This window comes from Blautia sp. HA8986 (assembly GCF_056504635.1).
Genome location: NZ_JBWLUQ010000003.1, coordinates 496,204 through 508,271 on the forward strand (window position 1 = coordinate 496,204; position 12,068 = coordinate 508,271).

15 protein-coding genes are annotated in these 12,068 nt (G+C 43.5%); 13 read left to right on the top strand and 2 right to left on the bottom strand.

All coding sequences use genetic code 11. The features are described from left to right. Positions 1-53 precede the first annotated feature (53 nt). From AC04Q4_RS17020 to AC04Q4_RS17060, 9 genes are all read left to right on the top strand, one after another. Entirely contained in the window at positions 54-776 is a 723-nt protein-coding gene (locus AC04Q4_RS17020; RefSeq protein WP_173737532.1) for an NAD-dependent protein deacylase, read from the top strand. Positions 777-880: 104 nt separating this feature from the next. Next, complete coding sequence (locus AC04Q4_RS17025) at positions 881-1,075, top strand: DUF951 domain-containing protein (protein WP_173737476.1); 195 nt, start codon at positions 881-883, stop codon at positions 1,073-1,075. Between the two features lie 115 nt (positions 1,076-1,190). Then, positions 1,191-1,478, top strand: a complete 288-nt coding sequence (rpsF, locus tag AC04Q4_RS17030; protein ID WP_021977097.1) for a 30S ribosomal protein S6 — start codon at positions 1,191-1,193, stop codon at positions 1,476-1,478. A 73-nt stretch (positions 1,479-1,551) separates the two neighbouring features. Next, a complete protein-coding gene (locus AC04Q4_RS17035) occupies positions 1,552-2,010 on the top strand; it encodes a single-stranded DNA-binding protein (RefSeq protein WP_119239069.1) in 459 nt (152 codons plus the stop codon). Between the two features lie 46 nt (positions 2,011-2,056). Further along, complete coding sequence (gene rpsR, locus AC04Q4_RS17040; protein WP_021651398.1) at positions 2,057-2,320, top strand: 30S ribosomal protein S18; 264 nt, start codon at positions 2,057-2,059, stop codon at positions 2,318-2,320. A gap of 206 nt (positions 2,321-2,526) precedes the next feature. Next, positions 2,527-4,581, top strand: coding sequence for a GGDEF domain-containing protein (locus tag AC04Q4_RS17045; protein WP_476389361.1), 2,055 nt, complete (start codon positions 2,527-2,529; stop codon positions 4,579-4,581). Next, positions 4,578-5,024 (top strand): 50S ribosomal protein L9, encoded by a 447-nt coding sequence (gene rplI / locus AC04Q4_RS17050; RefSeq protein WP_173737478.1) that lies wholly within the window; start codon positions 4,578-4,580, stop codon positions 5,022-5,024. The genes AC04Q4_RS17045 and rplI overlap by 4 nt, the downstream gene beginning before the upstream one ends. Before the next feature lie 3 nt (positions 5,025-5,027). After that, positions 5,028-6,356 carry a replicative DNA helicase gene (gene dnaB / locus AC04Q4_RS17055; RefSeq protein WP_173737479.1) on the top strand — a complete coding sequence of 443 codons (1,329 nt, stop codon included), beginning with the start codon at positions 5,028-5,030 and terminating at the stop codon, positions 6,354-6,356. A 259-nt stretch (positions 6,357-6,615) separates the two neighbouring features. Beyond that, positions 6,616-7,140, top strand: a complete 525-nt coding sequence (locus AC04Q4_RS17060; RefSeq protein WP_173737480.1) for a MerR family transcriptional regulator — start codon at positions 6,616-6,618, stop codon at positions 7,138-7,140. A 44-nt stretch (positions 7,141-7,184) separates the two neighbouring features. Here AC04Q4_RS17060 and AC04Q4_RS17065 read toward each other — a convergent pair whose 3' ends face one another. Beyond that, the gene (locus AC04Q4_RS17065) at positions 7,185-7,355 is read right to left on the bottom strand and encodes a DUF362 domain-containing protein (RefSeq protein ID WP_015527180.1); all 171 of its coding nucleotides are present in this window, start codon (positions 7,353-7,355) and stop codon (positions 7,185-7,187) included. A 303-nt stretch (positions 7,356-7,658) separates the two neighbouring features. On the opposite strand from AC04Q4_RS17065, the gene AC04Q4_RS17070 reads away from it, so the two are divergent. Further along, positions 7,659-7,859: a DUF1858 domain-containing protein gene (locus AC04Q4_RS17070; protein ID WP_015527179.1), complete on the top strand. Its 201-nt coding sequence runs from the start codon at positions 7,659-7,661 to the stop codon at positions 7,857-7,859. Positions 7,860-7,950: 91 nt separating this feature from the next. Here AC04Q4_RS17070 and AC04Q4_RS17075 read toward each other — a convergent pair whose 3' ends face one another. Further along, positions 7,951-8,715, bottom strand: coding sequence for an adaptor protein MecA (locus tag AC04Q4_RS17075; RefSeq protein WP_173737481.1), 765 nt, complete (start codon positions 8,713-8,715; stop codon positions 7,951-7,953). Between the two features lie 335 nt (positions 8,716-9,050). Here AC04Q4_RS17075 and AC04Q4_RS17080 point away from each other — a divergent pair, with 335 nt between their 5' ends. The 3 genes from AC04Q4_RS17080 (at position 9,051) to AC04Q4_RS17090 (ending at position 12,007) form a co-directional block, all read left to right on the top strand. Then, a complete protein-coding gene (locus AC04Q4_RS17080) occupies positions 9,051-9,326 on the top strand; it encodes a hypothetical protein (protein ID WP_179976559.1) in 276 nt (91 codons plus the stop codon). Between the two features lie 211 nt (positions 9,327-9,537). Then, on the top strand, positions 9,538-11,187 hold the full coding sequence (locus AC04Q4_RS17085) for a glycosyl hydrolase family 18 protein (protein ID WP_173737483.1): 1,650 nt from the start codon (positions 9,538-9,540) through the stop codon (positions 11,185-11,187). Between the two features lie 103 nt (positions 11,188-11,290). Further along, the gene (locus tag AC04Q4_RS17090; protein WP_330594747.1) at positions 11,291-12,007 is read left to right on the top strand and encodes an N-acetylmuramoyl-L-alanine amidase; all 717 of its coding nucleotides are present in this window, start codon (positions 11,291-11,293) and stop codon (positions 12,005-12,007) included. The last annotated feature ends 61 nt before the right edge of the window (positions 12,008-12,068 follow it).

Below are 12,068 nucleotides of genomic sequence, written 5' to 3' on the forward strand. Positions count from 1 at the left end.
TGTGGATGGAGAAGCCGGCAGGGCCTGGCGGAACAATGGGAGGAAGAAAAGATATGGAAAATGAGATTGAAAAATTACAGAGGATCATAGACGAGAGTGACAATATTGTATTTTTCGGAGGCGCAGGAGTTTCCACAGAGAGTGGAATCCCGGATTTCCGAAGCCAGGACGGACTCTATAATCAGAAGTATGATTATCCGCCGGAGACGATTTTAAGCCATACATTCTTTATGCGCAGGCCTGAGGAGTTTTTTAAGTTTTATCAGGATAAGATGCTCTGTGATACAGCAAAGCCAAATGCAGCGCATCTGAAGCTTGCACAGATGGAAGCAGCCGGAAAGCTTAAGGCAGTGATCACCCAGAATATTGACAACCTGCATCAGATGGCAGGGAGTAAAAATGTTCTTGAACTTCATGGAAGTGTTTACCGGAATTACTGTATGAAATGCGGAAAATCATATGACTTCAGGTATATGAAAGCTGCGAAGGGCGTTCCGAAATGTACCTGTGGCGGTATTATCAAGCCGGATGTGGTTCTCTATGAGGAAGGTCTTGATGATTATACAATCCAGGAATCCGTGAGGGCTATCTCAGAGGCACAGGTGCTGATCATCGGCGGTACATCTCTGGCTGTGTATCCGGCAGCAGGACTGATCGACTATTTCAGAGGAGATCATCTGGTTGTGATCAACAAGGCACCGACACCAAGGGATAAGTATGCGGATCTTCTTATTAAAGAGCCGATCGGAATGGTATTCAGCCGGATACATGTGTAGAATCTTACATTGCACAGGAAGCCGGGATATCTGCCAGGACGAAAGCTGGCAGGGCAGCCGTGGGCTGTGCGGAAAGTATAAATCTATCATCGAGGAGTAATATTATGGGATTAAATTATGAAGTGGGAGATGTGGTGACACTGAAGAAAGCACATCCCTGTGGCAGCAAGGAGTGGGAAATCCTGCGGGTAGGTGCGGATTTCCGCCTGAAATGTGCGGGCTGCGGTCATCAGATCATGGTGGCACGTAAGCTTGTGGAGAAAAATACAAGAAACTTGAAAAAATTCGAAAAAAATTAAATTTATGCTTTACATCCCGGGAAAGTTATGCTAGAATCAACAATCGTGATATATTTCATATCCTTGCTCTTTGACAGGCAAAGGGCCAAAAGACCATAAGGAGGTTAAGACAAGCATGAACAAGTACGAGTTAGCATTAGTTGTGAGCGCTAAGCTTGAGGACGAAGCACGTGACGCTGTAGTTGAGAAAGCTAAAAGCTATATTACACGTTACAACGGCGTGATCACAGAAGTTGAAGAATGGGGTAAGAAGAAATTAGCTTACGAAATTCAGAAAATGCATGAAGGCTTCTACTATTTTATTCAGTTTGAAGCAGATTCTCAGTGCCCGGCAGAGATCGAGAGACATGTCCGCATCATGGACAATGTATTAAGATACCTGGTTGTCAAGAAAGAGGCATAATTTTTGCAGCGGATTTTCGAAAACACCATTAAGAACCTGTTCAGTTAAGTGAAATCATAAGAGAGGTAGAACGATGAACAAAGTAATATTAATGGGACGCTTGACAAGAGATCCTGAGGTAAGATATTCCGCAGGAGAAAATGCCCTGGCAATCGCCAGATATACGCTGGCAGTTGACCGCAGGTTCCGCCGTGACGGAGAGGCAAGTGCTGATTTTATCAGCTGTGTTTCTTTCGGACGTACAGCAGAGTTTGCGGAGAAGTATTTCAGACAGGGACTGAAAATTGCAGTTACGGGACGTATCCAAACAGGAAGCTATACGAACCGCGAGGGACAGAAGGTTTATACGACAGAGGTTGTTGTCGAGGAACAGGAATTTGCTGAGAGCAAGTCATCCAGTGACAGTTATGCAGCAAGCCATCCTCAGACCAGTGCAGCATCTGCACCGTCTATGCCAAGTCCAAGCGCAGCAAGCGCCGACGGCTTCATGAACATTCCGGACGGAATTGACGAGGAGCTGCCGTTCAACTAGAACATCTGAAACACAGATGGTATGAATAAGATAGGAGGAAACAATCATGGCTTACAATAGAGGCGAGAGACCAGATTCTCCGATGAAGAGAAGAGGCGGACGCAGAAGAAAAAAAGTTTGTGTATTCTGCGGTAAAGAGAATAACGAGATCGATTACAAGGATGTAGCAAAGTTAAGAAAGTATGTTTCCGAGAGAGGTAAAATTCTCCCGAGAAGAATTACAGGTAACTGCGCGAAACATCAGAGAGCACTGACAGTTGCTGTTAAGAGAGCACGTCATATGTCCCTGATGCCATACGTTCAGGACTAATTCAGATCATCCGCAGGGTCGTTGTGAAACAGGTGAGCAGTCATCTGGGCAGCAGCGGCCCTGCTTTTGTTTTCTGTAATATCATAAGAGGATTGAAGGTTTGTCAGATACAACAGATTTCATCATAACTATGGAATTGTAATAAGAAATCTGGTATAATAACAAATAACTTATGGTTTAAATTATGTTGAGAACAGGAAAAAGCGATGAACAACAATGTCAAATTTAAAGGGCCTATGAAACACTTTATGCGCTGGCCACTGTATCTTTCAGCTCTGGTGATGCTGCTGGATCTGCTGGTGTTTATTGTAAGTGTGAAGGCCGGAATTCTGGTGTCTGTAGGTACTGTGATCTATATTTTTATTGCAGTAAAGCTTTTTCGATATCACAAACCGCTGATCATCAATGATATGATCGCGTTTGCCAATCAGTATGATGTGGTGGAGAAGAGGATGCTGGAGGAACTGGCACTGCCATATGCCATTATGGATATGGAAGGCCGCATGATCTGGTCCAACCGTATTTTTTCGGAGATCACGGGAAGGGATCAGTTTTATAAAAAAAATATCAGCACAGTTTTTCCGGATATCACGCCGGATAAGCTTCCGGTGGCAGAGGAACAGGAAATTTCCGAGATGAGCACTCATTTCGGAGAACATATCTACCGGGTTTCCATGCAGAGAGTCACAATGGGCGAGGTAGTGAGCCATGCGGATATTCTTGAGAACATGTCTCAGAATGTCAGTCTGATCGCCATGTATCTCTATGATGAGACAGAGCTTAAGGAATACATTCAGAAGAATGAGGACAACAAGCTGGTTGTGGCTCTGGCCTATCTGGATAATTATGAGGAAGCACTTGAGAGTGTGGAAGATGTGCGAAGATCTCTGCTGATTGCTCTGATCGATCGAAAGATCACGAAATATTTTTCCAATTTCGATGGCCTTGTAAAGAAACTTGAGAAGGATAAATATCTTCTGATCATGCGTCAGAGCTCTCTTGAGACACTGAAGGAGCAGAGATTCCATATTCTGGATGAAGTCAAGACTGTTAATATCGGTAATGAGATGGCTGTGACTTTAAGTATTGGTGTGGGTTTAAATGCATCAACTTATATCCAGAATTATGAGTATTCCCGGATTGCCATTGAGATGGCACTGGGACGCGGCGGTGATCAGGTCGTGATCAAGAATGGTAATAATATTACCTATATTGGCGGCAAGGCTCAGCAGATGGAAAAGTCTACCCGCGTTAAAGCACGTGTTAAGGCTCAGGCCCTTAAAGAGTTTATGAGCACAAAAGATCGTGTGGTCGTTATGGGGCATAAGATCACAGATGTAGATGCACTGGGAGCCGGAATCGGTATTTACCGGGCAGGTAAGACTCTTGGTAAGCCGGTACACATTGTGATCAATGATCCGACTACATCCATCCGTCCGCTGATGAGCGGCTTTATGGAGAATCCGGATTATGAACCATCTATGTTTGTGGATAGCAATCAGGCAAAAGAACTGGTGGATAATAATACGGTAGTGATCGTAGTTGATACCAATAAGCCAAGCTATACAGAGTGTCAGGATCTTCTTTATATGACCAAGACTATCGTGGTGCTGGATCATCACCGCCGGGGCAGTGAGGTGATCCAGAACGCAGTGCTCTCCTATGTGGAACCGTATGCTTCTTCAAGCTGTGAGATGATCGCTGAGATCCTGCAGTATTTTGCAGACGGACTGAAGCTTCGGAGTATCGAGGCAGACTGTATTTATGCAGGTATTATGATCGATACTAATAACTTTACAACAAGGGCAGGTGTGAGGACCTTTGAGGCCGCTGCATTCCTGCGCAGATGCGGAGCAGACGTAACACGTGTACGCAAGATGCTCCGTGATAATATTGACTCCTATAAGGCAAGAGCTGAGGCTGTCCGTACAGCGGAGATCTACAGAGATTATTTTGCCATTGCCAGATGCCCAAGTGAAGGCCTGGAGAGTCCTACTGTTGTAGGCGCGCAGGCTGCCAATGAGCTTTTGAATATTGCAGGAGTCAAAGCATCTTTTGTTCTTACCAGCTATAATAACGAGGTTTATATCAGTGCCAGAGCCATCGATGAAGTCAATGTACAGGTCATGATGGAGCGAATGGGAGGAGGCGGACATTTAAATATCGCCGGTGCCCAGGTAAAAGACACAATGGATGAGACCGAGAGAATGCTGAAAGAAATCATAGACCAATTATATCAGGAAGGAGAACGGGAGAAATGAAAGTAATTCTTCTGGAAGATGTTAAATCCCTGGGAAAAAAGGGACAGATTGTAAATGTAAGTGATGGATATGCAAGAAATATGATCCTGCCTAAGAAACTTGGTGTTGAGGCTACTTCCAGGAACCTCAATGACCTTAAGCTCCGTAAGGCGAATGAGGAGAAGGTTGCACAGGAGAATCTTGATGCAGCCAGGGCTTTTGCAGAGGAACTTTCCACAAAAGAAGTCATCCTCACTCTGAAAGTAGGAGAGGGTGGAAGAACATTTGGTTCCGTGTCCTCCAAGGAAATTTCTGAGGCGGCGAAGAAACAGCTGAACCTTGATATTGACAAAAAGAAGCTTCAGCTGGAGAGCCCGATTCGTAATCTTGGAGTTACCAATGTTCCGGTACGTCTTCATCCGAAAGTAACCGGAAGCCTTAAGGTCTGGGTAAAAGAGGCATAATAAATGGAAGAGGCATTGATCAAGAGGATTCTACCTCATAGTATTGAAGCAGAGCAGTCAGTGATCGGTTCAATGATCCTGGATCGTGATGCGATTCTGGTAGCTTCCGAGATTCTGACCAGTGATGATTTTTATCAGAAACAGTATGGCATTATTTTTGATGCCATGGTGGAACTTTGCAATGAGGGAAAACCGGTAGATATGATCACCCTGCAGAATCGTCTGAAGGAGAAAGAGCTGCCACCGGATATCAGCAGCATGGAATATGTCCGTGATCTTATTGCAGCAGTTCCTACTTCTGCCAATGTGAAATATTATGCAAATATTGTAAGTGAGAAGGCTGTTCTCCGTCGTCTGATACGGACCACGGAGGAAGTTGCCAATGCCTGTTATCTGGAGAAGGACAGCACAGAGACCATTCTTGAAGAATCAGAAAAAAAATTATTCAACATTCTTCAGCGAACCAATGGAAGCGATTATGTTCCAATCCAGCAGGTTGTCTTAAATGCAGTTAGCAATATTGAGAAGGCTTCTAAGCTGAAAGGTTCTGTTACTGGAATTCCTACCGGATTTGTTGATCTGGATTATAAGACATCGGGTATGCATCCTTCCGATCTTGTGCTGATAGCAGCGCGTCCTTCTATGGGAAAAACGGCTTTTGTACTGAATATTGCCCAGTACATGGCGTTTCGTAAAGATGTAACAGTAGCCATCTTCAGTCTGGAGATGTCAAAAGAACAGCTGGTAAACCGACTTCTTGCCATGGAATCCCATGTAGATTCCCAGAATCTGCGTACCGGAAATCTGAAGGATGAGGACTGGACGAAACTGGTAGAAGGAGCAGATATTATCGGTGGTTCTAATTTGATCATCGATGATACACCGGGAATTTCCATTGCGGAACTCCGGTCCAAATGCCGAAAGTATAAACTGGAACATAATCTTGGAATCATTATGATCGACTACCTGCAGCTGATGAGCGGAAGCGGTAAATCCGATTCCCGTCAGCAGGAGATCTCTGATATATCAAGATCCCTCAAGGCGCTTGCAAGAGAAATCGATGTGCCGGTGATCGCTCTTTCACAGCTCAGCCGAGCTGTAGAGCAGAGACCAGACCACAGACCAATGCTTTCAGACCTCCGAGAATCCGGAGCCATTGAGCAGGATGCTGATGTGGTAATGTTCATATATCGTGATGATTATTATCATAAGGATACTGAGAAAAAGGATATTGCGGAGATTATCATAGCCAAGCAGAGAAACGGCCCTATCGGAACTGTGGAGCTGGTATGGCTTCCAAGATATACACAGTTTGTAAATATGAAAAAGTAGAGCCGTGCAGACGGAAAATAAACGGGTTTTGGGATAAACATTCGTATTTATCCTGAAGCCCGTTTGTTCTTCGTCTATAGGATGAAGCAGTAGTGTGACAGTATTTGTGTTATTTTTTAATATGGTCGATTTATGTCAACCGAAATTCCTTGCCAATTTTACTTCCGATGCGATATACTATAACTATGTTTCCATTATCTGGAACATACGATACAGCTACACATTTATTCATCTATCCAACCATAAGGGGGCTGTCACGATGGAAAAAAGATATACAGTAAGACAGGCCGTGACGATGACTGGCGTGAAATCCTATGTTATGCGCTACTGGGAGGAGGAGCTTGACCTTCATATCGGGCGAAATGAACTGGGACATCGCTATTATACACCCTATGATATCCAGCTTTTTCTTAAGATAAATGAATTGAAAAGCAGGGGGCTTCAGCTGAAGGCCATACGGGCTCTTATTCCACAGATGGCGCGAAATGTACCTGATTCCGATAAAGCGATTGTCAGTGTACAGGATGGAGAGGCAGTGGAGATCGAAGATATTTTGCCTGAAGCAGAAATGAAGTCGCAGGAATCTGTAGATAATGATAAAATTGTGGAATTTCAGGAAATCCTGGAACGACTGATCCAAGAAGAAATGCAGCGGAAAAAAGAAGGCGAATACAGGTGTCGTTCGCTGGACGAGGCTATACGGAGACAGCAGCAGGCCAGAAGAGAGGCAGCAGCTGCCACAGAAGGAAAAAAGAACAAAAGAAACAAAAAAGGCTGCCGGTAAACCGACAGCCTCTTTTATTATAGCAGCTTATAGCTGATGGTGCATTACTCAGCAGAGATAGCACCAACTGGACAGGCCTCAGCGCATGTTCCGCAGTCAACGCAAGCATCTGCGTCGATTACATAATGCTCATCTCCCTGAGAAATAGCCTCGTTCGGGCACTCACCCTCGCATGTTCCACAGCTAACGCACTCGTCAGAAATTACATATGCCATAATTGATATCCTCCTTTACAATGATATGTTGTATGTATCCCCACCGGGGATTCTATTCCCATTCTAATATATCTGTACCAAGAATACAAGTATAAATTTAGAAACAAGACCTAAAAAAGAGAGCGGTCTGTGTTACTGTTACTGATAATATCCCGAGAGGTGTTTTTTGTGAGCGAAGGTTACAGAAAACCCGAGACATACTGCGGAATGCGCAGCAACCCGTTGATTATATGGAGATTTCGTATTATAATAGCAGACACGAAATGAAAATATTTCGATAAATGAGCAAAGGAGAATACAATCATGGCAAAGGTTACAAAGAGCATGCTGATCGGCGAACTTCTCACTGTAGATCCGAACATTGCACCGATTCTTATGAGAGCAGGAATGCATTGTCTTGGATGCCCGTCTTCCCAGATGGAATCACTGGAAGAGGCAGCTATGGTTCATGGACTGGATGCGGACGTTCTCGTAGCACAGATCAATGATTTTCTTGGTGAGTAAGCAGAAATTTTTTGCTGAAACAAAAAAGCCGCTGTTGGAAAATGCAGATCAGAAAGATCGCAGTTCCGGCAGCGGTTTTATTATACATGTATTAGAGTGCAAGGAGTTTCTGAAGGGCATTCTGTGCGATCAGAGTTCCGTGTTCCCGGAGATAGGCCTCACCTGCTGGAGTGAATGCACGGCCAACTCCATATTCAGAAAGAATATTGCAGACCTTGTTGAATTCTTCCGGTGTGCAGTCGGACTGATGAAGAACCAGCTGATAAACGTCATCTTCTCCCTCACGGTAGAGAATGTTATCACCGTCAAAGAACCCGTTCATACCATGAGCAGCAGCGATCACATCATCCAGTCCGGGGAATGTATACAGACGGATAAGTCTTACTGAATTCTCGGAAATATGGGAATTATCCTGATTTTCTGCAGGCTGTGCATTAGCTGCGGACGTTTCCTTTTCTTCGGGTTTCTGTGGAAGATTCTTCAGCTTGGATTCGCAGAGTTTCTGAAAAATATCAATGATATTATCTGCACCATCGATTTCTACGGTATCTGAAGGCTTGCCGCCTTTAAATGGAGCAAATTTGGAAAAACGGGTGTCCAGTTCCTCCGGATCTTCTACCTTGGTGATGATGAGAATGATGCTCTCTGCATTTATGGGGATTGCTTCGATCATCAGCGGAATGTTATCTGCCTCAAAACCGAACTGTATCTGAGCCTGCTGCATCATATCACGGAAGAGACGTTTGGCCTTCTCAGTACCGTATGCAAGCTCGCTGATACGAATCTGATGACTGTCCAGATCCTCTTTCGTCAATGTACAGCGGATCTGATTGTCGTTGATTTTTTCTATTTTCATATAATCACATCCTATGGTTGATAAATTAATCTTTTACATAATGTATTATATAACAGCTGCATACAAGATGTAAAGATGTTGAATCACCGGAAAAAAGAAATTTTTTTAAATAAGATAAAAGGCTTGCATCTCATCAGAAAAAATGTATAATGAAAAACAGGAAAGCTGCCAGACCTAAACAAACAGGACGACAGTAAAGATAACTTAAATTCAAGCTTTTTCTAAAGACAAGAATTCTGTGCTGAGATCATCGGTGTTTCTGCCGGGCACAGATCAGTAAAATTCCCCCTTTTTAAGTAATATAAACAGGGCCAGTGCAGCTTTTCTGAGAACCTATGTTGGTGTTTTCTGAAAATCTAACCAGGAAAGGAGGTCAGGATACGTCAAATATATCACAGGTAAAAAAGAAATCCGTAAAGCCTCTCCGAAGGGAACTGGAAAGCTACCGGGATAAAGGAATAGAACTTTATCTGAACGGAGCACCCAGTACTCCGAAGAAAATCGCAAAAGCCTGTCAGATTGCGGAAGATGGGGTGTATATGCGGGATTATACAGAAGATGAGGAAGGCCATATCGCCTGTGTAAGCTTTGATTTTATACGAAACACGTAAATGAAAGTCAGGCTGTGGATATTTTTGTTATTATAAGTAAATCTGATAAGTTTCCCCTGAGCTCATACATTACACAGTGAGAAAATGTCTGCAGCCTGCATCAATGGAAATCTAAACAAAATATAAAATGTCGATTTTTGTAACGAAACACAGATAAAGTATGATATAATGAAGAAGCTGTTATAGTATTTAATACCGAAAGGAAGAAGAAATGACAAAAAAACACATGCCTGTCCTGGTGGTAGGTCTGTTGATCGTTCTGGTAGCTCTTATAGGAGGAGCTGCTTATGGAATCAATAAACTTATTCCGACCAGGAAACAGATGAATCTGTCTGATTATTATGGACAGAATGAAGAGGGAGAGGCAGCTCTGATACTGGGAACTGAGAAGCTTGAGCAGAAAGCACTGATTTCCGGTGATGATGTGTATCTTCCTATTGATGTGGTAGATGGATATCTTAATCAGAGATATTATTGGGATAGTGAAGATAAGAAGATCCTGTATGCGACTCCGTCCAGTCTTACTGAAGAAGCAGCTTCAGACAGTGCAGGCGGAATGGTATGGCTGAAAGATGATAGTGTTTATCTTAAGCTTGATTATGTCAAAAAGTATACAGATATCGATGCATATATATATAAAGATCCTGACAGAATCGCGATACAGAATAAATTTAAGAATGTGCAGACTGTTACAACGAAAAAGGATACAGTGATACGATATCGGGGAGGAATTAAATCTGAAATTCTGACAGAAATACCGAAGAATACAGTTCTGCGTCTGATCAATGAAGGAGAGGACTGGAATCAGGTTGCTACGGAGGATGGATATATTGGCTACATACAGAAGAAGAGAGTAAGTGCGGCAGATACGACCACTTATGAGAGGGATTTCCAGTCAGAGACATATACCTATCTGACTATGGATGAACCGGTGAATCTGGTATGGCATCAGACAACAAGCACGGAGGCCAACAGTTATTTCGCAGATGCAGCACAGAACATGACTGGTGTGAATGTGATCTCACCTACCTGGTTTTCTGTTGCGGATAATTCCGGAAATATAACCAATATTGCATCTGGGGATTATGTGATGCAGGCTCATGCGAAAGGATTGAAGGTGTGGGGGCTTGTAGATAATTTCAGTGAGAATATCAGCACGATGACAGTTCTTTCAAGCACCGGCGCGAGACAGAATCTGGAGAATCAGCTGATCACAAGTGCATTGAAGGTGGGACTTGACGGAATCAATATAGATTTTGAGTCATTAAGCGAGGATGTTGGAATCCATTTCCTGCAGTTCCTTCGGGAACTTTCCATTCAGTGTCATGAGAACAATCTGGTACTTTCTGTGGATAACCCGGTTCCGGAGAATTTTACCAGTCATTATGACAGAGCTGAGCAGGGAAAAGTTACCGATTATGTGATCATTATGGGGTATGATGAACATTATGTGGGATCTGAGGCAGGTTCCGTGGCATCGCTTCCGTGGGTAGAGCAGGGTGTGAAAGATACACTTACAGAGGTTCCGGCAGAGAGGACGATACTTGCAGTTCCGTTTTATACCAGGCTCTGGAAGACAACAGATGGAGGGGCCCTGACAAGTGAAGCAATCGGAATGGATCAGGCACAGAAGGTGATTGCAGACAATGGAGCAGAGACTTACTGGGATAAGACAACAAGCCAGAATTACGGAACCTATGAAGGGGATGGAGCTACATACCAGATCTGGCTGGAGGATTCCAAGTCCATTGCAGAGAAAGTTAAGCTGATCTCAAAATATAAACTTGCAGGTGTGGCTGAGTGGAAACTGGGATTTGAAAACAGTGGGATATGGCAGACCATCACAGAGAATCTTTCCTGACAGTTATAAATTACTTAAACCAAAGATGAAACATTGCAGCAGGGCAATGATAAAAACACTCCCGACAGCATATATTTAACTAAATATGCCGGGGGTGTTTTGCGTGAAAAAACATCTGATTGAAACGGGAATGGCAGTTCTTATGCTGCTTTGCTTTTACATATTGTCAAGAGAGGCGGCTGAGACAGCAGGAAAACTTGTAAATGTGTCCGGAAATATCAAGGAGGAAAAAGTGATCCTGGTGGATGCCGGTCACGGTGGTGCAGATTCCGGAATGATAGGTGTGGATGGCCTGAAGGAAAAAGGCATCAATCTTGAGATATCTGTCAAATTGAAAAAAGTACTGGAAAAAAGAGGATACACAATCCTTATGACAAGAGAAGAAGATAAAGGACTTTATGAGGAAAATACAAAGAATATGAAAGCCCAGGATCTTCAGAACCGTATTGCTATGATAAAAGAATACAAGCCGCTGCTTGCTGTCAGCATCCATCAGAACAGTTACAGTGATCCGGCTGTAAAAGGTCCCCAGGTCTTTTTTTACGAAGATTCTGAGAAGGGGAAGAGACTAGCGCTTGTTATCCAGGAAAAAATGAACCAGCAGCTGGAAATCCAGCGTCCCCGAGCAGCAAAAGGGAACAGGACGTACTATCTGTTGAAGAGAAGCGAGGGTGTGATCAATATTGTAGAATGCGGCTTTCTTACAAATCCGGATGAAGCCGGACTTCTGCAGAAAGATGATTACCAGCAGAAAGTGGCTTTAGCCATAGCTGACGGGATCGATGAATATCTGGCATCAGAGAAGAACGAAAAAAATTGAAAAAAATGTGAATAGCCTTTTCATAGGATGGTTATTCTGCTATACTTTACGTGAATTAAGG